Below are 23,684 nucleotides of genomic sequence, written 5' to 3'. Positions count from 1 at the left end.
TATAGCTCAATATGTGTTATTTTGAGATTCAATAACTACTCGTTTCGAGTAGTTAAGCTCATTAAGAGCTATTTTTTGTCTTAAGTTCTCAAAATGTTATCACAAGTTTCATTGAGCGCTAAGACTTTTAGTTAAGGAATAACGGACTATTTATGTACTTTACAGTGAATGACAATGAATTGGATGCGCTCTGTGGACTTTCATATATCCAGCAAATTACCTACTTAAGAGGTATTCGTCCCTATATGGATCGCAATACTTTCATAGTAGGAATTAAGCGACGGATTAGTTACCAATCCTTGGCTGAGACACTTTATATTGAACCTCATCAAGGTATTACTGAGTCAGGAAGTCCTAGCCGTCAGCAAATTCGTCGGGTCATTAAAGGGCTTGAACGAGCAGGACTTATTGTCATTCAGTCTTTAGATAAACATCTTATTTTAAAATGCCTTTTAGCGGATATCAGTTATTGTGTCCAAAATAAACCCGGCACAAACCCGACACAGCAAGCCGACACAAAGCCGCATGCAACCCCCCCTGTAAATACAGGGTATTCCGAGCGTGTATGTGAAAAAGCCGACACAAATGAAATCATAAAAGCCGACACACCTCTAATAAAAGAAAATAATTATATTTATTTATTACAACGCTTCGACCATTTTTGGCGTATGTACCCCGAGAAAAAGTCTCGTGAACGTGCCTTTGAAATCTTTACACAAATCAATCCAGACGAACCTTTGCTGCAATGCATATTGCAAGCACTTTATCAACAAATCACAGCGCGTGAAGCAAAAGAAGCACATGGAGAATGGGTTCCAGCATGGAAATTTCCAGCTAACTGGCTATCTCAAAAATGTTGGGAAGATGAAGTCAAAATCGAATTAACGCAGGAGAAAAGGAATGAGAAGCGCGGCACAAATACTAAGAGCGGAGCCATTGATCCATTCTGGAACCCAGAAACAGGAGAGACAGCAAGCACCGATGAAGACGAATACAAGCAGTCAAACGTCATCAACCTGCAATGCTACCGACAGTAGAAAAAAATGTATTGAAAACCTGTTTACCCGCTTTGCAGTTTACTACGGGCATTTGTGGCGCAGTCAGTTCAAGAATGATGGTTTTTTGGAGTTTGCCAAGAAGGAGTGGTTGGAGGGGTTAAGTCAGTTCAGTGATGAGATTTTGAATCAGGCCGTCATTGATTGCCGAGATCATTGCGAAATGCCACCTACCCTGCCGCAAATGATTGGCTTTTGTCGTGATATCAAAAGGCGAAATGCTTTTAATGTCAGACCAGAAAAATATCAACCAGCCAGCAAAGAAGTGGTTGAAGAGAATATCAGGCAGTGCAAGGCCTATTTATTTAAATAACTTTAAGGAGACGCATTATGTTGGTTTTAACAAGAAAAGTTGGTGAATCAGTTGTTATCAGTGAGGAAGTTTACTGCACTGTGGTGGGTTATCGAGATGGTAATGTTCGCCTTGCTTTCGATGCCCCTCAATCAATCCCAGTTCACCGTGATGAAATTCAAAGACGCATTTATCATGAACGTCAAAAAGATCAATGGTTCAGCGACTTTCCCTCCAATAAGGAAAGCATTGTTGATCGTTTAATTAGCAAATTCAAAAACGGATTGAAGTCAGCTTAAAGGCATCAGTAATCAAGGATTATATCGTATGAATGCACAAGAAGAACAAGGGATCACAGTTAAAGACCGCGCCCGTGAAAAGCTAAGGCGTGACTTGGGTGGCATGATTGAACAAGCGTTAAGTGATCCTAAAACCGTTGAAATCATGCTCAATGCAGATGGCAAGCTTTGGCAGGAACGCCTTGGTGAAACCATGCGTTGTATCGGTAGTATCAATGACGCGCGTGCTGAATCCATCATTAAAACTATTGCCGGCTTTCATGGTAAGGAGATAACACGTTTTAATCCAATATTGGAAGGTGAGCTGCCATTGGATGGTTCACGTTTTGCAGGGCAGCTGCCACCAGTGGTATCAAAACCAACATTTGCGATTCGTAAAAAAGCCATTTCAGTTTTTACACTAGATGACTATGTAAAATCAGGAATTATGACAGAAGCACAATGTGCGGTGATTAAGAAGGCTGTTATTGCACATCGAAACATTCTCGTCATTGGCGGCACAGGTTCAGGTAAAACTACTTTAGTAAACGCCATTATCAATGAAATGGTTTGTAGCTCACCAACCGAGCGTGTCTTCATCATTGAAGATACTGGTGAAATTCAATGTGCTGCAGAGAACTGCGTCCAATATCACACCACCATTGATGTCAATATGACCCAGCTTTTGAAAACCACGCTTAGGATGAGGCCAGACCGAATCCTGGTTGGTGAAGTTAGAGGCAGTGAAGCGCTGGATTTACTTGATGCCTGGAATACAGGTCATGAGGGCGGTGCTGCCACTTTGCATGCTAATAACTGCCTCGCAGGACTCCATCGTTTGAAATCACTTATTACCCGTAACCCCGCAGCGCCTACCGAAATTGAACCTTTGATTGGTGAGACAGTTCATTGTGTGGTGCATATCGCAAGAACCCCGCAAGGACGCAGAGTTGAAGAAATCATATCGGTTAAAGGATATGAAAATGGTCATTACAACATTGAACAACTTATTTAAGGAGAATATGAATGAACCAAGCAATCAATATAAATTATCGAAGTCTATGGATGATAGGAGCGATTGTTTTATTGCTTCTGTTTATAACAGATCCTGCATGTGCTTCTAGTGCCGGTGGAGGTTTACCTTTTGACTCCTATTTAACCAAAATACAAAAATCCATTACCGGCCCATTTGCCTTTACTGCTGCAATTATTGGTTTAGTTGGTGCAGGAGCCACGCTGATTTTTGGTGGTGAAATGAATGGTTTTTTGCGAACCCTTCTCTTTATTGTATTAGTGCTTTCATTCCTGGTTGCCGCACAAAATACCATGACCGCGATTACAGGCAAGGGAGCTGAAATTGCTAAACCCTCAGTTTTAACGAGTGCTACGGAGTTGCAGCCATGAGCCTACGCACCATTCCTATACGCAGATGTGGTAACCGCCCAAGCCTTTTCATGGGTGGTGACCGCGAGCTGGTTATGTTTTCAGGTTTACTCTCAGCAATCTTAGTATTTGCAGCTCAAGATTGGCTTGCCGCTATTTTTGGCTTTGCCCTTTGGTTTTTATCCTTAAAAGGTCTAAGGCTCATGGCAAAAGCTGATCCTTATATGAGAGCAGTCTATCTGAGACAAAGAGGCTATCAGGCTTATTATCCAGCACGTTCTACCCCTTTTCGTAATAATAAAGGGGGTTACCTATGATTGGATTCATTACTTTTTTAATCAGTATTACTGGGCTTTTGTTGTTGGGTACATTGTTTAGCGCAGCTCGAATGAAAAGCCGTAAGAACCATGTTAGAAGACATCGAAGTCATACAGCGGGACTAGTTGATTTACTGAATTATGCAGCAGTAGTCGATGATGGTGTGATTGTAGGTAAAAATGGCTCTTTTATGGCAGCCTGGTTGTATCAAGGTGAAGACATAGCCAACACTACAGATGAAGCCCGTGAAATGATGGCTTTTCGAATCAATCAGGCAATGTCCTCATTGGGTAATGGCTGGATGATTCATGTCGATGCCATAAGACGTGCTGCTCCAGGTTACAGTGAGCAGAGTGCTTCATACTTCCCGGATCCGGTATCAAAAGCTGTTGATGAAGAAAGAAGACTGTACTTTGAAAGTATAGGGGCATTGTATGAAGGTTATTTTGTTATAACACTAACCTGGTATCCACCGGTATTGGCACAAAAGCGTTTTGTGGAATTGATGTTTGATGACTCAGGGGAAAAGTTAAACCAAAAAGCCAAAACCCATCAATTAATTGAAACCTTCAAGCAATCATGCAGGAACTTTGAGTCACGTATGAGTGCGGCACTTCACCTTGAAAGGCTAGGCTCAGAACTATTCATCAATGAAAACAATAAAGTCACTCAAGATAACTTTTTAAGACACATTCAATATTGTGTCACAGGGATTAATCACCCTGTGAATCTGCCTAAAAATCCAATTTATCTGGATGCTTTAATAGGCGGTCAAGAATTAACTCCAGGAATTACACCTAAAATTGGCCGAAAGTTCATTCAGTGTGTTGCTATTGAAGGATTCCCCATGGAGTCTTACCCAGGTATTTTAACACTGTTGACTCAACTGCCTGTGGAATATCGCTGGAACTCTCGCTTCATATTCATGGATCCCCATGAGGCTGTAGCTCATTTCACTAAATTCCGTAAAAAATGGAAACAAAAGGTCAGAGGCTTTTTTGACCAAATGTTTAATACCAACTCGGGTGTCGTTGATGAAGACGCGCTCGGCATGGTTAATGATGCGCAAGCAGCTATTGCCGAAACCAATTCCGGAATGGTAGGCCAAGGTTACTATACATCGGTTGTGGTGTTAATGGACGAAGATAGAGCGAACGTTGAAAAAGCAGCCCTATTCATCGAAAAGAATATCAATGCATTAGGGTTTAGCGCACGTACAGAAACCATTAATACCATGGATGCCTATATGGGTAGCCTACCTGGTCATGGTGTTGAAAACATCAGAAGGCCTCTAATGAATACCATGAATCTGGCTGATTTGTTACCAACATCCAGCATTTGGACTGGTGAAAATAAAGCGCCTTGCCCACTATTTCCCCCTCAATCACCGCCTTTGCTGCACTGTGTCACCAGCGGTAATGCTCCATTTCGTTTGAATCTTCATGTCAGAGACTTAGGCCATGGCATTATGTTTGGTCCCACACGCTCCGGTAAATCAACCCATCTTGGTTTATTGGCATTGTCCTGGCGTCGATATAAAGATGCCCGCATTTATTCTTTTGATAAAGGCATGTCCATGTATCCAACTTGCAAGGCAACAGGTGGGGAGCATTTCACCATCGCAGATAAAGACTCACGCCTTGCCTTTGCGCCATTGCAGTTTTTAGAAACTAAAGCCGATAGAGCTTGGGCTATGGAGTGGATTGATACGATTCTAGCTTTGAATGGTTTGAATACCACACCAGCTCAGCGCAATGAAATCGGCCATGCCATTCTAAGCATGCACCAAAGTGGTTCTAAAACCTTATCTGAATTTGTCATGACGATTCAAGATGAGCCCATTAGAGAAACGTTAAAGCAGTACACCATAGATGGGTTAATGGGGCATTTATTGGATGCAGAAAGTGATGGGCTTGGTTTGTCTTCCTTTATGACCTTTGAAATCGAGCATTTAATGGGCTTAGGTGAAAAATTTGCATTGCCTGTGTTGCTTTATCTCTTTAGGCGTATTGAAACCTCATTAGATGGTCGCCCCACCCTAATCTTGCTTGATGAAGCCTGGTTAATGCTGGCACATCCTGTGTTTAAAAACAAAATTGCTGAATGGCTTGATTCAATGGCTAAGAAAAACTGTGTTGTGTTTATGGCAACCCAACATCTGTCGCATGCAGCCAATTCTGGCATTTTAGACATTATTGTCGAATCAACCGCTACCAAAATCTTTTTACCCAATCTTTATGCAAGAGATCCTGAAACACGAACCATTTATGAGCGTATGGGCTTAAATCCGCGTCAGATTGACATCATCGCAGCAGCCCAACCCAAGCGTGATTACTACTATGTCAGTGAAAAAGGCCAGCGTCTTTATCAATTAGCGCTTGGACCTTATGCCTTGGCGTTTGTGGGTGCTACCGATCCCGATTCTATTGCACGAATGAAGCAACTGGAGTTGAAGCATGGGGAGGAATGGGTTGGTCAATGGCTTTCAGAAAAAGGTATTCCAATGGAACAATACGGAGAAGAAGCATGAAAAAAAGTGTAACGAATAATCCTTATCTTAATGCCAGACGGGCATGGAATGTTCATACCGCAGGACTTATGAAATCACTACAAGTTTGGCAATTGGTGGGATTAGGTAGCCTATTAATCGCATTGGCGGCAGTTGCTGGACTCATCGCGATAGGTAGCCAATCCAAATTTATCCCTTTGGTGTTTCAACAAGATGCCAATGGCAATACCTTATCGGTTACCCGTGCTGATAAGGTTGGTGAGGCAAGCATTGATGATTATCGTGCTGCAGCAGCGCATTTCATTGAAAACGTTCGCATGGTAAGCCTTGATGCGGAACTACAAAAGAAGGCAGTGTTTCAAGTGTATTCCTATTTAAATGCCAATGATGCAGCCCTTGCCAAGGTTCAAGAATTCTACAGCGACAAACAACAATCTAATCCCTTTGAAAGAGCAGCTTTTGAGATTGTGAGCATAGACATTCGTTCAGTACTTCAAGAGTCAGATGAGACCTGGCAAGTTGACTGGATTGAAACAGTGAGAAATCGTGATGGCTCACTTAAAGAAAAGCCTCGCATGATGAAAGCGATGATTACGATGTATCAGGAGAATGAACTCAATGATGCCACCAGTGAGTCCATTTTGAAAAATCCCCACCTGATTTATGTGCGCGATTTTAACTGGTCCTACGAATTAAAGCATGGAGAACAGCAATGAAAAGAGTAATGCAGCTATTTTGTTTATTAACACCGCTCACAAGTTTTGCATTGGATAACACTATTCTGGCCGAGCATTATTTTTCGGATACTGTACCCAAGCTATCGAGTCAGGAAAAACAAGGTTTAGATATTGCAGAGCGTACACAACAAGGAGAAAAGACAAGTATACCCTTTGCTTCTGCTGATGGCTCAGTCAGTTTTATTTATGGTTCAGGGCAAATCAGGGTAGTTTGTGCCCCTTTACAAGTGTGTGATATTGCCCTTCAACCAGGTGAGCAGTTTAACGACATGAACGTCGGTGACCCACGCTTTGTTGTTGAACCATCTCTCACAGGATCTGGAGCTATGCAACAAATCCATCTGCTAATAAAACCTAAAGATGTAGGGCTTGATTCTTCTTTGGTAATCACCACAGACAGAAGAACATATCACTTTAGATTAAAGTCAGATAGAACTGAATTTATGCCTTACATTTCATTTAGTTATCCTGATGAAGCAAAAGCAAAATGGCAGTTACTAGAACGCATTCAGGCTGAAAGAAGAAAAGTAGATACCTTACCAGAAACCAATGAATATCTAGGCGATCTTAACTTCAATTATCGAATTCAAGGCAATGCTCGATTTAAGCCAGTTAGAGTTTATAACAATGGTGTCAAAACAATTATTGAGATGCCAAGAACCATGGCTCAAAGTGAAGCGCCTGCGCTGCTGGTTTTAAGAAGTCGAGGGATATTTAAAAAATCGGAGTCCGTCATGGTCAATTATCGTCTTCAGGGTTGTCGTTACATCGTAGATGGAGTTTTTGATAAAGCCATCTTAGTTATCGGCAGCGGTTCTTCTCAAGAAAAAATTACGATTACAAGGTGCTGAAGATGAAAAAATTAAGTGTTTTATTGGCTGCTGTCTTGTTATCAAGCTGTGCCAGCATGCGTTATGGCAATTTCACTCAAATGTCTCAAGGCAAAGATGCTTATTTGGCGGCAGATGCAGCCACTCAATTAACCCGAGTATATCCACCGGCTCAAAATACATTTTGTATTGGTCAGGCAGTCAACGATGGCTTTGGCTTAAGTCTTATTCAAAACTTGAGAAAAAAGGGTTATGGCATCAATGAAAATCAATGCCCTAAGAATAAAGCTAATTTTTTCTACGTGCTTGATGAGCTTAAACCTCAAAGTTATCGAGTAAGTCTTTTTGTGGGAATGCAAACATTGAGCCGTCTGTATGCAAAAAGCCATGAAAACATCATCCCTATCAGCACATGGACTCATAAGGAATAAGAACTATGAATAAAAATAATGATTATTTGTCGCCAGACAATTCACCGCAAAAGCTTCAAACCGCAGGTGTAAAACGAGTGAATAATGTACCCCTCATGATTGCAATTGGTATTTTAACTCTTTTTGTGGTGCTCATCGCATTGGTTGCCAATAAACGAGCTAATGCGCAAAACCAGCCACCAGAAATAGTGAAGATTAAAAACCCAAAGAAAAATACCATGAGCCTTGCCAATGACGTGGTAGGAAACCATAAATCAGCAGTAATTCCGCCCCAGAGTGTCACGATTGCTAACAATGAAGCAGCTCCTTTGCCTATTCCTGAACAACTTCTACCTAAAGAAGATGTTCTCACACAAGATGTATCTGAAGCTGAAATCGAGCGCATTCGTCAGGAAAAAACTCAAGAATTTGAAGAGGCTGTAAAAGCTAAGACTTCCGTAATGGTAGATAACCCACGATTGAATAATCGCGACACTGCCAAAACGTCCATGAATAGCAATGAGATGGCAATAAACATCGACCCTTCATTGGCGTTTAAAGAGCAGCTCGCATTATTACAAGGAAGGCAAGCCAAACCCATGCCACAAACCTTGGGTGGTGAAGAAAATGAAATGCGCTGGCATTTAAATTCAACACTTCAAAGCCCAAACAGTCGATACGAACTAAGAGCTGGCAGCGTGATCCCAGGTGTAATGATTAGTGGCATTTCCTCTGAATTACCAGGTCAAATTATTGCCCAAGTATCACAAAACGTATATGACACCGCTACCGGGAAATATCTTTTAATACCCCAAGGTACCAAGATATTAGGGCTTTATTCCAGTGATGTCCCTTTTGGCCAAAACTCTGTATTAGTTGCCTGGCAACGCTTGGTTTTTCCAGACAGCAAAGCCCTGGATATTGGCTCTATGCCTGGTGCTGATAGTGCAGGATATGCCGGATTTCGTGATCAGGTAGATCATCATTATGGACGAATTTATGGTTCAGCTCTTTTAATGTCAGGCATTATTGCTGGTATTACTTATAGCCAAAATACCAATCAATCTAGCCAATTCGGTTATGCCCAGCCCACAGCTGGCAGCGTCATGAGTCAGGCTTTAGGACAACAGTTGGGCGAGGTCACTTCGCAACTGGTTTCAAAAAACCTGAATGTGTCCCCCACCATAAATGTTCGCCCAGGTTATCGTTTCAATATCATCGTGGTGAAAGACTTAACCTTTAAACAGCCCTATAAGCAATTTGCTTATTAATGAAGGAGAGCATTATGAAATTTAAATCCATGATTATTTATTGCTTTGTTTTACCAGTATTCGCGGGTGGCGCGCCTGTGTTTGATATTGCGAATTGGATTCAAAATGGAAAAATGATTGCAACCCAGCTTAGTGAATATAAAACGCAAGTCGATCAATACAAGAATCAGATGGATCAATACCAAAACATGTTAGACAACACCAAGTCACTGACTTCCTTTGAATGGGATAATGCCAACTCAGTTATTAATAATTTGCTTGAATCGACTGATACCATTGATTACTACAAGCAGGAAGCTGGCAGCCTCCAAGGATACTTGGACCGATTCCAAAGTCAGGAATACTACCAAAAGACCCCGTGTTTTAATGGCACAGGTCAATGTTCTGCTGAAGAACTTAGAAAAATCAAACAAAGCAGATTAGCAGCTTCTGTTGCTGAAAAGCGATCCAATGACGCTATGCTTAAAGGGATTGATAAACAACAACAGAGCTTAAAAAATGATTCTGCAAAGTTGCGTACTTTGCAATCTCAGGCACAAAGTGCTGCAGGCCAAAAACAGGCTCTTCAAGCAGCTTCTCAATTAGCCAGTAATCAATCTCATCAATTGCTTCAAATCCGAGGCGTGTTATTAGCGCAGCAGAATGCTCAAGCGGTCAAAGATGCAGCGAGTGCCAACAAAGAAGCGATACAGACCGCAGGGGATGAGCATTTCAGATCAGGCGCATACCATAAAAGTTCAGGAAAAAAGTGGTAATCCATCATAAAAAGGAGAGGAAAATGAAGATCTTATTTTTATCAATTATGGTTGTTGTTTGTGTGTTGTCAGGTTGCGACAGTGCTGAATCCAAGGCTCAGAAAAAAGCTGAGCACTTGGCAACACTCACCTGTAGCAGCCCCAGAGAGGGTCGAACTACAGAAGAACTGCAAGCTATTGGTGATGCGTGTTTCCGAGGGGGTAGTTATTCCAAAAGCTCTGGTAAGAAGTGGTAATGCTATGAATAAAAAAATCATCCCCTATGTCATTGCGTTTGGTTTATTTGGGTTTTCTGCTTGCTGCCATGCCAAAGGGCATGGCATGGATAGTCGTGATTTACTGGATAATATTTTACAGCGTTTTGCTAGCACATCCGCACTATGGAGCAAAACTATGTTGAGTTACGCCAGATATCTTTTTTGGTCTTTAGCCTCAATTAGTATGGTGTGGACATACGGCTTGATGGCACTGCGTAAAGCAGACATTCAAGAATTCTTAGCTGAAACGGTACGGTTTTTTGTAGTTGTCGGTTTTTTCTATTGGATTTTAGACAATGGACCGGCCATTGCAAAAGCAATCATAGACTCCATGCGGCAACTTGCAGCCAAGGCTTCTGGAATTAATGAACATGTCTCCCCTTCTGATATTGTAGATGTTGGGTTTGATATTGTCTCAAAAGCTATAGACAGCTCATCTATCTGGTCCCCCGCAGCAACTACAGTAGGATTGCTCGTTGCAGGGGTAATTCTGATTATTCTTGCTTTAGTCAGTATTAACATGCTCATTATCTTAATAACCGCTTGGATCTTAACCTATGGTGGCATTGTTTTATTAGGGTTTGGCGGTGGCCGTTGGACACAGGATATTGCGATTAACTACTACAAAACCGTATTAGGTATCGCATTACAAGCTTTTGCCATGATTTTGATTATTGGTATCGGTAAATCCTTTGTAGATCAATATTACGCAGCGATGTCTGAAAACATCATGCTCAAAGAGATGTTTGTCATGCTAGTTGTTGCCGTGCTGTTGCTGGTTCTTATAGATAAAATTCCACCTGCACTCGCCTCCATTGTGTCAGGAGGCGGTTCTGGTGGTGGCGGTGGACTCGGTCTTGGTGGTGCAATGGGAGCTGCTGGAATTGCAGGAGCAGCCATGGCAGGTGCCGCAGGTAGCGTACTTGCTCAAAGCGGTGGTGGATTATCTGCACTTAATGCTGCATTTAAAGCAGCCAGTCAATCAACCAACTCAGGTGATACCAATGCACTGTCTGGGATGGATAAAAGCTCCAAAACCGGTGGCTTAGCTGAGGCAATGGGAAGTGCTGCCAAATTTGCAGGCTCTTTTGGTTCACATTTAGCCTCAGGGACTATGGATATAGCTCGTGAGAAAGCTAATTCGATTAAAGAAGCAGTTGCTGAAAAAATCGCTGACACAACAGGTGGAAAAATTGCCGAAGCAATTCATAACAAGGTAGATACATCCACTTCTGAATCGCAAGAATCTAACGCGCAAAACATTTTATCTATGGGCACACCTGCAGGTAGTCTCAGTTCGGGATTTGAGACATCAGATGAGGTCAGTCAATTTGTGAACCAAAAGGCATCTGGAGAGAGCCAATGAGCCAAAACAAACCTAATAAAGCCATAGGTCCTCAAGTCAGAGAAAAAAATCACAGCAAGATCAATAGAACTTTAGTCTTGCTAGTGATTTGTTCTTTCTTAATCAGCATGCACATTGGAACTCAATTCTTCGCGCATCAATTTCACTATGCTGACGCCCTTGGAGGGACATTCGCCCCTATTTATATGCCTTGGCAGATTTTTACCTGGGCTATTAAGTATCAACCCTATTACCCAGATTCTTTTAATGCCGCCTTTGGTCTCATCGTTATGATGGGTTGTCTCTTTTTAATGATGATCGTGTTGGCTTCCAAGTATTTTAAAAAGAACAGTGTGAGTGACTACCTCCATGGTTCAGCCAGGTGGGCTAATTGGGAAGACTTAAACAGTGCTAGTCTCATTGGACATGATGAAGGAGTTTATGTTGGCGCGTTTGAAGATGACAAAGGAGCCATTCATTATCTACGCCATAATGGGCCTGAGCATGTTTTAACGTATGCACCAACGCGCTCAGGGAAAGGTGTTGGCCTTGTGATTCCAACTCTTCTATCGTGGAAACACTCTTGTGTTATTACAGATTTAAAAGGCGAGCTCTGGGCAATGACTGCTGGATGGCGGCAAAAACATGCCACCAACAAGGTTATTCGATTTGAACCTGCAACGTTAAAAGGAAGCGCACGCTGGAACCCTCTGGATGAAATCAGAGTGGATACAGAATCAGAGGTGGGTGACGTACAAAATTTGGCAACGCTTGTGGTTGATCCAGATGGTAAAGGGTTGGAAACCCACTGGCAGAAAACCTCTCAAGCCCTTCTAGTTGGTTTTATCCTGCATGCGATTTATAAATTGAAAACCCAAGGAGAACCAGCCACATTTCCCAACATTGACCGCATGCTGGTTGATCCCAATATTAATATTGCTGACCTGCTCATTGAAATGACCCAATATCCGCATGTTGAGGGTAAAACCCATCCTGTTATATCAGCCTCTGCTCGTGACATGATTGATAGGCCCGAAGAAGAAGCAGGTTCTGTGTTATCTACTTTAAAATCTTATTTAGCGCTATATCGTGATCCAGTAGTTGCGCATAACGTCTCTGCCTCAGATTTTTGCATCCGCGATTTAATGAACCATGAATGTCCTGTGAGCCTCTATATCGTTACTCAACCCAATGACAAGGCAAGGCTTCAGCCTCTGGTTAGAGTCATGATTAATATGATAGTGAGACTATTGGCCGACAGAATGGAATTTGAGCGTGTATCCGATGCCAGAGGATTATCTTATGTAAGTGCTAAAAAAACCTATAAGCATCGACTGCTTTGCATGATTGATGAATTTCCAAGTCTTGGAAAACTCGACATACTGCAAGAATCATTAGCTTTTGTTGCAGGCTATGGTTTAAAGTTTTACTTAATTTGTCAGGACATTAATCAGCTGAAAAGCCGTGAGCGAGGTTATGGCCCCGATGAAACCATCACTTCAAATTGTCATATCCAAAATGCTTATCCACCCAACAGAGTTGAAACCGCAGAACATCTTTCCAAGCTGACAGGTCAAACAACTATTGTTAAAGAACACATCACCACCAGTGGAAAACGCTTTTCTACGTTCTTAAATCAAATCTCAAAAACCGTTCAGGAAATATCGAGACCGCTCTTAACCGTTGATGAGTGTCTGCGTATGCCAGGACCTAAAAAAGATGCTAATGGCCTGATTGTTGAAGCAGGCGACATGGTCGTATATGCAGCGGGCTTCCCTGCTATTTATGGTAAACAACCTCTTTACTTTAAAGATCCGATCTTCATGACAAGAGCATCAGTTGATGCTCCTGCTCACTCAGATATTTTACGTACTCGTTTAAGTGAAGATGAGGTCATCAGGCTATGAAAAAACTGTCAATCTTTACCTCTATGTTTTTGATAAGCCTTATTGTTTTATGCGTACTATTTCATACTATGGGTTTTAGGATAAATCTGACTGAATCCATTCCAATAGGTTTATATCGTATCACCGGCGAAGCACCTATCAAAAATGCTTATGTGATTTTTTGTCCTGATAGCAGGAAATCGTTTAGGTTAGCAAAAGATAGAGGTTATATAGACCATGGTCTTTTCTGTGATGGATATGGTTATTTAATGAAAAAAGTAGTGGCTGTATCTGGCGATATCCTCTCGGTGACCAATAAAGGGGTTTTTGTTAATCAAATACTAACCCCCTACTCAAAACCAAAACCACGGGATGGGATGAAGCGCTCCTTACCTCAATGGCAAGTAATGAATTACCAACTCCAAAACGATGAAGTGATGACTATGACCAGTCAAAGCGAATGGTCATTTGATGGTCGATATTATGGTCTTGTTCACACAGGACAACTCAAAGGAATGATCACACCCATATGGGTAATTAATAAACGGAGAGAACCACATGAATCATGAAACCGAGTTAATGGACGTGATTGCAGAAAAATTTGAGGATTTAGTAATCCCTGGATTTCTTCTTGAAGTCAGTCCGATAGAAGCGGACATCATGGGAGCATTTGTAGAAGATGCACTCAATGAAGAAGATGCGATGGAGGCTATTTATGACTAAAATGCCTTACCATGAAGTCGTTGCCAATCAAATTATTGAAAGCCTGAAAGCAGGAACCGCTCCCTGGTTAAAACCATGGGAGCCAGGTGTTGGCAATGGTCAAATTCCATATAATCCAGTCACCGGGAAGCGTTATCGAGGGATCAATGCTTTGTATTTAATGGTGAATCAAAGTGATGACAATCGTTGGTTAACCTACAAACAAGCACAAAGTATGGATGCACAAGTTCGCAAGGGAGAAAAAGGCACCACAATCCAATATTGGAAATTTCATGAAGAACAAACCAAACATGATGATACTGGTAAACCTGTTCTTGATGAACAGGGTAATCCATTAAAAGTGCAGGTGAATCTTGAACGACCCAAAGTGTTTTATGCAACGGTATTTCATGCCTCGCAAATTGATAATATGCCAGAACTCATTACAAAAGAGCCAGATTGGTCCTTAATGGAAAAAGCTGAAAAACTACTACATAACTCTGGTGCTAAAATTGTTCACTCAGAAGCAGACAAAGCTTTTTATAGATTATCGACTGATAGCATTCATCTTCCCCCTAAAGAGCAATTTAAATCTGCGGCCAACTACTATACTACTGCCCTACATGAACTAGGGCATTGGAGCGGTCATCCCTCAAGATTGGATAGAGATTTAGGCCATCCCTTTGGTTCAGATGCTTATGCCAAAGAAGAATTAAGAGCAGAAATTGCAAGCATGCTGTTAGGTGCCGAACTGGGTATAGGCCATGACCCTTCTCAACACACTGCATATATCAAATCATGGATACGAGTTTTAGAAGACGATCCTTTAGAAATATTCAGGGCATCCGCAGATGCAGAGAAAATAGTGAATCACTTATGTGCTTTAGAGCAAACCCAAAACATTAATCTGGGAGAACTTGTTGAAATCAAGGATGATAAACTCAAAGAGGAAGTCGTTATGGCGTCTGAAAACATCCGTTCCGAAAAGGTCTGGCTAAGCATCCCCTTCCAACAAAAAGAAATTGCCAAATCCACTATAGGAAAACTCCCTGATGGAACACCAGGTATTGCCTGGGATAAAGTACAAAAATGTTGGTATGCAAACCCTGGCGTTTCTGTTGAGAAAATCAAAGCCTGGCTTCCTGAGCATCAGGTATTAACTCAGGAAAAAGCGCTTATCCCTGAGGACGAATTTAAAGCGGCATTGATAAGCCTTGGCGCTATCGTTTCAGGTGAGCATCCGATTATGGATGGTAAACCACATCGTATTTCCACTGAGGGTGATAAAAATAGTGAGAAAGCAGGATTTTATGTAGCCCATTTAGACGGTATCCCAGCAGGATATATTAAAAACAACCGAACTGGTACTGAGCTTAACTGGAAATGCAAAGGCTACATTTTAACTGACGAACAGAAGTCAACGCTTAAGGCAGAAGCGCTTGAACATCAACAAATTCGCCAACGTGAGCTGGAATCCAAACAAAAAAGTACTGCATTAAAACTCAAGCAAAAATTATCCCTGATGACAGAGGTTGTGGAACCCACGCCTTATATGCAGGCTAAGGGTATCCTGAATCATTACGGAGTATATACAGATAGTGAGAAACGACTAACCTGCATCCCTGCAACAGATTGCGAAGGAACTCTTTGGACTATTCAGTACATTTCTGAAGATGGAGCCAAACGCTTTGCGAAAGACTCAAAAAAAGAGGGATGTTTTCATGTATTGGGTGGTCTCGAAAAACTAGCAGAAACACCTGTTATTGTAATTACGGAGGGTTACGCTACTGCTGCAACTATAAAAGATGCAACCAAATTACCAGCTATCGTCTCCGCCTTTGATTCCGGTAACCTCAAGCCAGTCGCTAAAGCTTTACGTGATAAATTTCCCAATACACCAATTATTGTGGCTTCAGATGATGACAAACATCTTGAGTTAACAAAGGGCATCAATCCTGGAAAAGAAAAAGGTAGTGAAGCGGCAAATTCAGTTAATGGTTTCATGATTCTACCGACTTTTGCTCCTGGAGAGCAGTTATCAAACCCTCGACAGTTTAGCGATTTTAATGATCTGGCTAACAAAAGTCAGCTGGGAATTGCGGGAGTGAAACGGCAGTTAAAATCAAAAATTGATAGTGTTGCTAAGCAAAACAGTCGCCTGCAATTAACGCAAAAGTCGAATGTGGTTCGTATCACATAAATTCAATTTCAATGGCGATCATTCGATGATCGCCATTAAGTCAAAACTAATTCAATTCATATTATATGTATTATAATCATCCGACCTGGGTTAAACGTAAGACACTTCTCAATGGATTACATACTCATACGTACACTTTTATTTAACATAATTTTTTCTGGAAAGCTGTCATTGGGTGCAGCAATATAACAATTGCTTCTTATGGAAAAAGGATCTTTATCATCCCCCATTTTAAGACTTCCAACGGCAATACCAAGACTCACTCCTGCATTTTTAAACCGTTCAAGCATACTCTGAAGTTCTTCATTGATTTCCAATTTCTGTACTGCTGTCATTTCCTGATATATCCCGTCACAATCCTGAAGATAATCTTGAAGCTCAGCAAAACAGTGTTCAGACTCCTTTGAAAGACCTTCTCTTGCTTCAAACTGATGTGCTTGTGCCTCTTCAGCCATTTCTCGAAGCTGCTTGCCGCATGTGACTTTCTTGACAGAGAGTGTGATAGTTTCTTTTTCTAGCCGCTCATACTCTTCTCTTAGAGCTACTTCATCGGGATGTTGAAAGGGTCTGTTAAATATATCAATATCTTCAAGCCCAAAAACACTGGCCAGAGCTCTTCTCACATCCGGACTCGAACCTTTACCATTTTCAACTCGCTGAATCGTCCTCACATTAAGTTTCGTGAGTTCTGCCACGGTTTCTTGCGTCCATCCTCTCTGTTTGCGGTACAGTACAATGTAGAAAGCAAGATATTTTGCTGGTATAGGACCGTATGTGCCATTATTTTGTTCATTTGTCATTGCCTTACCTCACTGGTTAATAAATAAGCTTTTATTGTATCAATGTAAGGTTTGTCAACCACGACAGTAGCACGACACAGAGACGACAATAAAAACATATAAACAATTTTCAATAGAGCCTAACAAAATAGTAAGGAAATTGTTGGTTTGAAGTCTCAGAGAGATTTCAATTCTTATAACCCTTCCTATTCTTCTTTAATCGAGAAACTTCCCGTCGCACATGGTTATCAGGTTTGAATCCTTGCCGCTCCAGGTGATCATGTGCATCATCCTGCAATAGCACTTGACCTCTTCTGGTGAACTGAACCAGATCGCATTGGGACAAGTTTCGCAAGCCGTTGTGATCTTTGGCTGGCGAGCCTTGTCTAATGCTGAAAGTGTTGGGCTTTGTGCCTCGGCTCTTTCTATTTTCATTGGCTGCTCCAATAGTCTCATAGCCTCCTGAAGTTCTTCCTCGATGGTTTTGTCCACTTGATCTTGATTGTTCATGAGATTTCTCCTGCTCAAAGTTTAGTTTTTGACGTTGATTTTCCAAATCCAAATCAGCAAAAGTGATCGGCATTTGGTATTGAATGACAATTTGCAAAATAATCTTTTTAAATAGTGGAGACCCGTTCACACAAATGCAGTCCCCATAACGCTGCCGCGCCATATCCAACGCTCTTTTAAGAGCCGAAATAGAACCACCTTTAGAAATGAAAATTTCCTTTCCATTATCCCTAATAACACTCTTATCTTTCTTATAAATCTCAGTGCCTTCTTTGGTAACAGAGTCGATTTTTCTAAAATTGAAAATAGTAGAAACTGAGTCTTTACCTGAAATGGTGTAATCATGATTATTTTTACGATTACGATAACGCATTGCCACTAAGGCCTCCTGATCGCCCTCTTGTGCTTTTTGTTTCAACCAATCAGCCCAGATTTTGTTCCGGTGGGAATCTAATAACTTGCTTCGTTCTTTGGCATAATTTTTTCTTATGCTATCAATCTCATTAAGTAACGTTTTGTTGATGTGACTATATAGAAATTTTTCCTGTATTTTAGAAAGGTTCATTAATTTCAAAGCCGCTCTTTTAATTCGACCTCGCTTTTTAGCCTTTTCAATAAGTTTGGCTCTGGCCTCTCGCAAGTTTTTAAGTTTGTCTGAAATAATGTGTTTATTGTGTGATTTTTCATGCTTATATGTGGCATAGAGCTCAGAGCCAAGTACCTTTTTATTTAATGGTTCATAACGGTAAACATTAGACTCAGGTGCATCGCCTTCTGAGTAGGATGCTATGAAAGAACCTAGCTTGGATTCGAGATTTTTTTTAGAAAAGCTTCTGGAAATTGAACTTGCTTTAACGGTGAGTCCTTGGACATTGCAGAAAACAAAACCATTGGCTTTAACACGGATCATCAACCCATGTTCTGCCAAAATACTATGAATCTCTTTCCAGCTTCTAACTGCCTCTATTTTTTCTTTACAGTGACGCTTCATCCAATTAATCAAGCTTTCAATACCTGAATGGCGCTCCATATCGTCTGCAAGATTTTCCGAACGGTTTTTCCGAGTTTGATGATTAGTTATTTGAAGACCTAATTCAATTTCGAGCTGGGATGCAACTTCAGCAAAGGTCTTATAAGCCCTGTAAGGTTCAATCATATTAAAGGTTTGAGGGTGAATTTTATTAATCGCAACATGAATATGAAGATTGTCTGTGTCATGATGAACAACTGAGATTCTTTGGTGTTCTTTAAGTCGAATCGACAATGCCACTCTATCCTCAATTTCACGTAAAACTTGAGGGGAAGGGTTTTCTCCTGGAGCGAAAGAAATAAGCATATGGTAGGTTTTATCTCCAGTGGCTCTTTGGTTTTTAGCTTGAGTTGCTAATACCTCCTGAACAGCCCAAATGGGATCCAGGCTATTACAGTTTGATAATCTGACTTTACCCACTCGCTCCTGTTTGTTTTGCTGATTACACAGGTATTTAACAAGACCAGAGAAACTACTAAGTCTTGTCTTCTTCATAGGAATATGGCGAATAATCATAGTTTTTTCACCACTTCCAACATTGCATCCTGGGTAGTTTGAATACGGTTTAATAATGTTTTTACTGTTTGGAGGTCAAAATGCGCGACGCGTTTATCCTGAGTCAACCATAGTTTTAACAGTCCACCAAGCCGTCCTAAGTCCCCATTAATTTTGGCTAGCTGCAGTATATGATCTTTATCAATACTACTTTGAATTTGATAACCGAGACTTATCCGTCTTAAGTACTCGGCAATTGAAAGACCGGCAGTGGCTGCATTCGATTTAATTTGAATTTCTTCAGAAGGCAAGACAGGTACGCGAAGATGGCGACCATTTTTTCTGGTGGGTGTCTTAAGTTTCTCGTCCATAAGGATGCTGACCTCTTGATTAAGTGGTTATGCAATCCTTTGGGTATTGATTTAATCTCAAAAAACAGTTTTTTCGTTGAGCACCGAAGGTGCGAATAAGACTTGTGAGGTTTGGTAGCCAGCTTGCTGGTTAGCTAACTTCACCTATCTTGCCCTGCGTTTTGAGATCTCTTTTTGGAATCATAGCAGGAACTTTTTGGAACTTGCAACGCTTTTTATAGAACTTTTTCGACCACGGGACCAAATAAATCCAAATTATTCATAAAAGTTCCTTTAAAGGACCTAAAAAACCCTTTATGTATTCGAGTAAGCTCCTAATAATTCCAGAAAATTCCTTTTCCCCTTGTTCCAAACCGAATTATGATTTAGACTTTTTAAATAAAAAAATGTGACGCCAAAGAAGAATGAAAAAACCACTTTCAGAACGGGTAATCCAGAGCCAGTCAGAAAAAAAGGCCAGGCGAATCAGTGCAAAGATTGAATTTATAGCACTCCAAGAAGACATTAAAGAAGCCCTTGATAAGGGATGTTCGATGAAAGCTGTTTGGGAAACTTTGTCTGATGAAGGTCATATTTCATTTGGTTATAAAGCATTTAGACATTACGTACTTAAGTTAATTAAGTCAGCGCAGGAAAACACCAAGGATGAGAAACAGGGCAAAAGTAAAACAACACATGAAATCAAAGGTTTTACTTTTAATCCAATACCCAACCCGAAGGAACTCTTGTAATGGCAAAAATACATATTACGATGCAAGGCAAAGGTGGTGTAGGCAAATCCTTTGTCTCAGCAACCACTGCTCAATACAAACTCTACAAAGAACAACCACCACTTTGTTTTGATACCGATCCCATTAATGCCACGTTTCATGGTTTTAAATCACTTAACGTCGAACGCCTGGATATTATGGATGGAGATGAAATAAACCCACGCCACTTTGACGCTTTAATTGAAAAAATTGCAAACACACAAAATGATGTGATTATTGATAATGGTGCCAGCTCATTTGTTCCTTTATCGCATTACCTCCTCACCAACCAGGTGCCGACCTTGTTAAAAGGACTGGGGCATGAACTCATCATCCATACCGTTATCACCGGTGGTCAAGCACTACTGGATACAACACACGGATTTTCTCAACTGGTGAACCAATTTCCACAAGATGTTCGCTTTGTTGTATGGCTAAATCCCTATTGGGGAAAAATTGAGAGTGAAGGAAGGTCATTTGAGCAAATGAGGGTATACAAAGAAACAAAAGACAGAATAGCGGCGATAATCAAGATCCCTGACTTAAAGGAAGAAACCTTCGGCCTAGATCTGTCAAACATGCTTCAACAAAAAATTACATTTAATGAAGCAATCGACTCCCCTGATCGAAATATTATGACCAGGCAGCGATTAAAGCTTATACGAGATCAACTATTTAGCCAGATTGATAACGCCATGGTGATCTAATGTCAGTTAAAATTAATGAAGCCATTCAAGACATTGCAGTCAAACATGGTGTGGTTTTGGGTAAAGATGATCCGGTTCTCATTCTCCAAACGATGAACGAGAGGCTGATTGAGGAAAACCGAAAGGCCCAACAGGATATGCTGACTCACTTTAAAGAGGAAATGGAGGACATTTCCTCTCAGTGGAAGGATGATGCTAAGGAAAAAGCCGAGAAAGTGCTTAATGCTGCATTGGCAAGCAGTAAAGAGGCGATGGACAAAATATTGAGAGAAACCACTAGTGAATCTGTTCATGCCATGAAAAGGCTGATATCAGAGTCACTGACAGAAGCGCGATATTTGACTCAACAAACGCGGAAAACAAATTGGTTTACATTGTTATCATCGGTTGCAATGCTGACTGTACCTTGTGCCTTTATGTTGCTCTTTCTTATTGATTTTTTAAGATAATCATGAATATAAACCATATTATAGGATGTTTATAGTTATGCAACTGGAGAGGGGTTCACTGGGGCGACGCAGTGGATCTACTCACCAATTAGTGAAAATAATGAATCAACGCTTTTTTTGCTGCAAAGTGAACGTTAACATAGTTTCTTGCTAAGTTTATGATAAGAAAATTTTTTGGAGTTGTCATTAAACCTGCTCCAAAAGTCATAGATAAATTAATTAATACGAGAAGAGGACTATACTTATTCAAAAGATATTTTTAATAGGAAATTTTTATGCTGGTAACTTTTAGATGCGACGTCTATCCAGATATTACAATGCTAGATGACGTTGCTATTCCACTGCTCAAAATAATGGGGCACAGTGGTTCTGTACCTGGTGCGATTATAGCTAAAGATGTCCCTGCAGCTCTTACTCGATTAAAAAGTGCATTTAAGCAGGAAAATAACTCAGCTGAACTGACTATATCTAACCCGCAGAGTGAAGAAGAGGACGAAGATGTGAGCTTGGAAACACATGCTTTTCCGTTGATTGAGTTATTTTCCTGTGCGGCAAAAGAAAAGTGCAATATATTGTGGGATAAAGGAACAAAAGTTCCTTTTTGATCCTGTCTTTAGCGAATTGTAAATCAGGTATATTTATTAGAAATTAGCAACTCGCTACAGACAGGCTACTACCAGGCCTTAATAGCGAAAAATGGCTGCGGCTCCAGTATTCGTGGGCATTCGTTCGCTAGGTAGAATAATAACCTCTCCTTTTGTTTTTAATACTAATTCGCCTAAATCATCCAAAAGATCATCAATATCAGGATTTACGAGTTCATCAAGTTTTATATCACCTGATTCATGGTCAATTTGGCCCGCAATCTGACGATCTGCATCGACCAATAATGTTGATATTCGTCCAGAAACCGCTGCCTTGGCTATATCTTTCAGTATATCAGTCCCCAATTCGTTAGATTGTGCTTCATAAAATTGCTTATTTAATGTATCCAGTCTTTCCAAATAATGAGGCTCCATATGTTTCCAAGCCTGTTTACAGAGCTCTTCTATGGATAAATCATCAGTATTGATTTGGATGCCGTTTTTTATTAAAAAAGGATTTTTGCTGATTTTATGAAAAAGATTATGATATTCTGGTAATGCAGCCAGCAGTAAAGGCAACTTTGAAGTCTCTGAATGAAACTTTAGAATGGCCTCGTCAACCACACGGAAAAATCGCTCAACATCAACGTCAATCTCATCTTTTTTGCTACCCTGTCCATGGTGCATCGAAGGACCTTCAGTCCCCATACCATAACTCCCTGCAGTAACGTATGGCTGAGTTAATTCCTTACCTAAAGCCTTGGTTATCGTACTTGGAAAATCGTTTTCTAGTTCTATTTTTTCAAGTCCATTACGGTTTCCTTCAAAAAGTTTTATCTGTTGACGATTAAGGGCAAGAATTTGATATCGATCTGCAGACTGCATTATTCGTATCAACGGTTTAATGTGAAAACTATCTGCTACAACAGTGAGCTCAGGAACTGGGTGGCTAAGCTTGTATACCTTGAACAATTGCGGGTTTGCTAAAATAGCCAGACCATCTCTATTGTGAGTCCAAAATGAAAAATCTTCCGCTAAGGAATGAAATGGTTTCAGTAGAGATTGAATTGTACTCTTCGAATATTTTTTTTCTAATGAGTGCTGTATTTCTTTTGTAAGGTTTTTAAAACGGATTACATCCTGCTCATTATCAGGGTGACTTCGATGGGTGGGCTGATAAAGAGAAATACACGGTAATTCAGATGGATTAAGAAATGTGTCAGGGAAATCTTGAGTAAGTAAGTCCATTATTGTTACTCCAGTAGAAACTAAATTGTTAATTTGTACAGTATAGATGATTGAATGATATTTTGTGTTTTAATGTGAGGATCCTGGACTGCTTTTTTTAGGTAATCTCAAAATATTTTATTTTGGCCTGATTTATATATCGAGTTTTCCCTGAGGCAGTAACCTTTATAAAAGTCATTCCTTCATGTGAATAAGAATCAAAATCATTTAAATCTACATCAAATTTTTCATCACCGACTGAAACCAAAAGAGTCTTTCCCTTAAGCTCATGCATTAAATATTTTAGTGTTTTAGTCATTTATTACTTCCGTGAATAGTGGTAGTACATAAATTATAGTTCTATTTTGCCAAAAAAACGGCTGGGGAATAATCGATATTACTGCTAAACTCGGCATTGAATAAATCAAATTACGGTAGCGATTACTCTAAACAGACAATACTTCACTTTTACAGAAACTGGCATATTCAGTGAGGTCATTTAGCTTAAAACACGCGGACCAATCCGTTTGTTTCCTTCGATTAAAGAATGATCTT

Annotated in this window: 27 protein-coding genes; 22 read left to right on the top strand and 5 right to left on the bottom strand. The window is 40.6% G+C overall.

Annotation, left to right across the window (positions count from 1 at the left end; all coding sequences use genetic code 11):
* Nucleotides 1–152 precede the first annotated feature (152 nt).
* The 18 genes from HBNCFIEN_RS02995 to HBNCFIEN_RS02910 are packed head-to-tail and all read left to right on the top strand — an operon-like array spanning nucleotide 153 to nucleotide 16,228.
* Nucleotides 153–1,037 carry a hypothetical protein gene (locus HBNCFIEN_RS02995; RefSeq protein ID WP_042755082.1) on the top strand — a complete coding sequence of 295 codons (885 nt, stop codon included), beginning with the start codon at nucleotides 153–155 and terminating at the stop codon, nucleotides 1,035–1,037.
* 19 nt (nucleotides 1,038–1,056) lie between these two features.
* A complete protein-coding gene (locus tag HBNCFIEN_RS02990; protein WP_042755139.1) occupies nucleotides 1,057–1,368 on the top strand; it encodes a Vir protein in 312 nt (103 codons plus the stop codon).
* A 17-nt stretch (nucleotides 1,369–1,385) separates the two neighbouring features.
* On the top strand, nucleotides 1,386–1,646 hold the full coding sequence (csrA, locus tag HBNCFIEN_RS02985; RefSeq protein ID WP_042754902.1) for a carbon storage regulator CsrA: 261 nt from the start codon (nucleotides 1,386–1,388) through the stop codon (nucleotides 1,644–1,646).
* 28 nt (nucleotides 1,647–1,674) lie between these two features.
* Complete coding sequence (gene trbB, locus HBNCFIEN_RS02980; RefSeq protein WP_042754901.1) at nucleotides 1,675–2,640, top strand: P-type conjugative transfer ATPase TrbB; 966 nt, start codon at nucleotides 1,675–1,677, stop codon at nucleotides 2,638–2,640.
* Between the two features lie 11 nt (nucleotides 2,641–2,651).
* Nucleotides 2,652–3,029 carry a TrbC/VirB2 family protein gene (locus tag HBNCFIEN_RS02975; protein WP_042754900.1) on the top strand — a complete coding sequence of 126 codons (378 nt, stop codon included), beginning with the start codon at nucleotides 2,652–2,654 and terminating at the stop codon, nucleotides 3,027–3,029.
* Nucleotides 3,026–3,325 carry a conjugal transfer protein TrbD gene (locus HBNCFIEN_RS02970; RefSeq protein WP_038839093.1) on the top strand — a complete coding sequence of 100 codons (300 nt, stop codon included), beginning with the start codon at nucleotides 3,026–3,028 and terminating at the stop codon, nucleotides 3,323–3,325. The genes HBNCFIEN_RS02975 and HBNCFIEN_RS02970 overlap by 4 nt, the downstream gene beginning before the upstream one ends.
* Complete coding sequence (locus tag HBNCFIEN_RS02965) at nucleotides 3,322–5,856, top strand: conjugal transfer protein TrbE (protein WP_042754899.1); 2,535 nt, start codon at nucleotides 3,322–3,324, stop codon at nucleotides 5,854–5,856. Before HBNCFIEN_RS02970 ends, HBNCFIEN_RS02965 begins: the two co-directional genes overlap by 4 nt.
* Nucleotides 5,853–6,551, top strand: coding sequence for a conjugal transfer protein TrbF (locus HBNCFIEN_RS02960; protein ID WP_042754898.1), 699 nt, complete (start codon nucleotides 5,853–5,855; stop codon nucleotides 6,549–6,551). Before HBNCFIEN_RS02965 ends, HBNCFIEN_RS02960 begins: the two co-directional genes overlap by 4 nt.
* Complete coding sequence (gene trbG, locus HBNCFIEN_RS02955; RefSeq protein WP_042754680.1) at nucleotides 6,548–7,423, top strand: P-type conjugative transfer protein TrbG; 876 nt, start codon at nucleotides 6,548–6,550, stop codon at nucleotides 7,421–7,423. Before HBNCFIEN_RS02960 ends, trbG begins: the two co-directional genes overlap by 4 nt.
* A gap of 2 nt (nucleotides 7,424–7,425) precedes the next feature.
* A complete protein-coding gene (locus HBNCFIEN_RS02950) occupies nucleotides 7,426–7,833 on the top strand; it encodes a conjugal transfer protein TrbH (protein ID WP_042754678.1) in 408 nt (135 codons plus the stop codon).
* Between the two features lie 5 nt (nucleotides 7,834–7,838).
* Entirely contained in the window at nucleotides 7,839–9,083 is a 1,245-nt protein-coding gene (locus HBNCFIEN_RS02945; RefSeq protein WP_161503166.1) for a TrbI/VirB10 family protein, read from the top strand.
* Between the two features lie 14 nt (nucleotides 9,084–9,097).
* Nucleotides 9,098–9,838 carry a P-type conjugative transfer protein TrbJ gene (trbJ, locus tag HBNCFIEN_RS02940; RefSeq protein WP_042754978.1) on the top strand — a complete coding sequence of 247 codons (741 nt, stop codon included), beginning with the start codon at nucleotides 9,098–9,100 and terminating at the stop codon, nucleotides 9,836–9,838.
* Between the two features lie 23 nt (nucleotides 9,839–9,861).
* Entirely contained in the window at nucleotides 9,862–10,074 is a 213-nt protein-coding gene (locus HBNCFIEN_RS02935; RefSeq protein WP_042754930.1) for a hypothetical protein, read from the top strand.
* A gap of 4 nt (nucleotides 10,075–10,078) precedes the next feature.
* Nucleotides 10,079–11,461 (top strand): P-type conjugative transfer protein TrbL, encoded by a 1,383-nt coding sequence (gene trbL / locus HBNCFIEN_RS02930; RefSeq protein WP_042754931.1) that lies wholly within the window; start codon nucleotides 10,079–10,081, stop codon nucleotides 11,459–11,461.
* The gene (locus tag HBNCFIEN_RS02925; RefSeq protein ID WP_042754932.1) at nucleotides 11,458–13,347 is read left to right on the top strand and encodes a type IV secretory system conjugative DNA transfer family protein; all 1,890 of its coding nucleotides are present in this window, start codon (nucleotides 11,458–11,460) and stop codon (nucleotides 13,345–13,347) included. Before trbL ends, HBNCFIEN_RS02925 begins: the two co-directional genes overlap by 4 nt.
* On the top strand, nucleotides 13,344–13,895 hold the full coding sequence (traF, locus tag HBNCFIEN_RS02920) for a conjugative transfer signal peptidase TraF (protein ID WP_042754933.1): 552 nt from the start codon (nucleotides 13,344–13,346) through the stop codon (nucleotides 13,893–13,895). Before HBNCFIEN_RS02925 ends, traF begins: the two co-directional genes overlap by 4 nt.
* Nucleotides 13,885–14,049 (top strand): hypothetical protein, encoded by a 165-nt coding sequence (locus HBNCFIEN_RS02915; RefSeq protein WP_042754934.1) that lies wholly within the window; start codon nucleotides 13,885–13,887, stop codon nucleotides 14,047–14,049. Before traF ends, HBNCFIEN_RS02915 begins: the two co-directional genes overlap by 11 nt.
* Entirely contained in the window at nucleotides 14,042–16,228 is a 2,187-nt protein-coding gene (locus tag HBNCFIEN_RS02910) for a zincin-like metallopeptidase domain-containing protein (protein WP_042754935.1), read from the top strand. Before HBNCFIEN_RS02915 ends, HBNCFIEN_RS02910 begins: the two co-directional genes overlap by 8 nt.
* Before the next feature lie 116 nt (nucleotides 16,229–16,344).
* Here the strand turns inward: HBNCFIEN_RS02910 and HBNCFIEN_RS02905 are convergent, their stop codons facing one another.
* The 3 genes from HBNCFIEN_RS02905 to traJ all read right to left on the bottom strand — a co-directional run bounded on the left by HBNCFIEN_RS02905 (nucleotide 16,345) and on the right by traJ (nucleotide 19,413).
* Nucleotides 16,345–17,028, bottom strand: coding sequence for a helix-turn-helix domain-containing protein (locus HBNCFIEN_RS02905; RefSeq protein ID WP_051720918.1), 684 nt, complete (start codon nucleotides 17,026–17,028; stop codon nucleotides 16,345–16,347).
* A 166-nt stretch (nucleotides 17,029–17,194) separates the two neighbouring features.
* Nucleotides 17,195–19,063 carry a TraI/MobA(P) family conjugative relaxase gene (gene traI / locus HBNCFIEN_RS02900; protein ID WP_042754936.1) on the bottom strand — a complete coding sequence of 623 codons (1,869 nt, stop codon included), beginning with the start codon at nucleotides 19,061–19,063 and terminating at the stop codon, nucleotides 17,195–17,197.
* Nucleotides 19,060–19,413, bottom strand: a complete 354-nt coding sequence (gene traJ / locus HBNCFIEN_RS02895) for a conjugal transfer transcriptional regulator TraJ (protein WP_042754937.1) — start codon at nucleotides 19,411–19,413, stop codon at nucleotides 19,060–19,062. Before traJ ends, traI begins: the two co-directional genes overlap by 4 nt.
* Nucleotides 19,414–19,817: 404 nt before the next feature.
* Between traJ and HBNCFIEN_RS02890 the strand changes: the two genes are divergently transcribed.
* From HBNCFIEN_RS02890 to HBNCFIEN_RS02875, 4 genes are all read left to right on the top strand, one after another.
* On the top strand, nucleotides 19,818–20,144 hold the full coding sequence (locus tag HBNCFIEN_RS02890; protein WP_042754938.1) for a TraK family protein: 327 nt from the start codon (nucleotides 19,818–19,820) through the stop codon (nucleotides 20,142–20,144).
* Entirely contained in the window at nucleotides 20,144–20,869 is a 726-nt protein-coding gene (locus HBNCFIEN_RS02885) for a conjugal transfer protein TraL (RefSeq protein WP_042754939.1), read from the top strand. Before HBNCFIEN_RS02890 ends, HBNCFIEN_RS02885 begins: the two co-directional genes overlap by 1 nt.
* Entirely contained in the window at nucleotides 20,869–21,318 is a 450-nt protein-coding gene (locus HBNCFIEN_RS02880; RefSeq protein ID WP_042754940.1) for a conjugal transfer protein TraM, read from the top strand. The genes HBNCFIEN_RS02885 and HBNCFIEN_RS02880 overlap by 1 nt, the downstream gene beginning before the upstream one ends.
* Before the next feature lie 275 nt (nucleotides 21,319–21,593).
* Nucleotides 21,594–21,923 carry a DUF1840 domain-containing protein gene (locus HBNCFIEN_RS02875; RefSeq protein WP_042754942.1) on the top strand — a complete coding sequence of 110 codons (330 nt, stop codon included), beginning with the start codon at nucleotides 21,594–21,596 and terminating at the stop codon, nucleotides 21,921–21,923.
* A gap of 78 nt (nucleotides 21,924–22,001) precedes the next feature.
* On the opposite strand, the gene HBNCFIEN_RS02870 is transcribed toward HBNCFIEN_RS02875, so the two are convergent.
* Nucleotides 22,002–23,150, bottom strand: a complete 1,149-nt coding sequence (locus HBNCFIEN_RS02870; protein WP_042754943.1) for a hypothetical protein — start codon at nucleotides 23,148–23,150, stop codon at nucleotides 22,002–22,004.
* Nucleotides 23,151–23,247: 97 nt separating this feature from the next.
* The gene (locus HBNCFIEN_RS02865) at nucleotides 23,248–23,448 is read right to left on the bottom strand and encodes a hypothetical protein (protein WP_042754944.1); all 201 of its coding nucleotides are present in this window, start codon (nucleotides 23,446–23,448) and stop codon (nucleotides 23,248–23,250) included.
* Nucleotides 23,449–23,684: the final 236 nt, after the last annotated feature.

The organism is Legionella sp. PC997, from assembly GCF_014109825.1.
Lineage (GTDB): Bacteria > Pseudomonadota > Gammaproteobacteria > Legionellales > Legionellaceae > Legionella.
The sequence above is the reverse complement of the archived record's forward strand: the minus strand, read 5'-3'. Positions and strand labels throughout refer to the sequence as shown.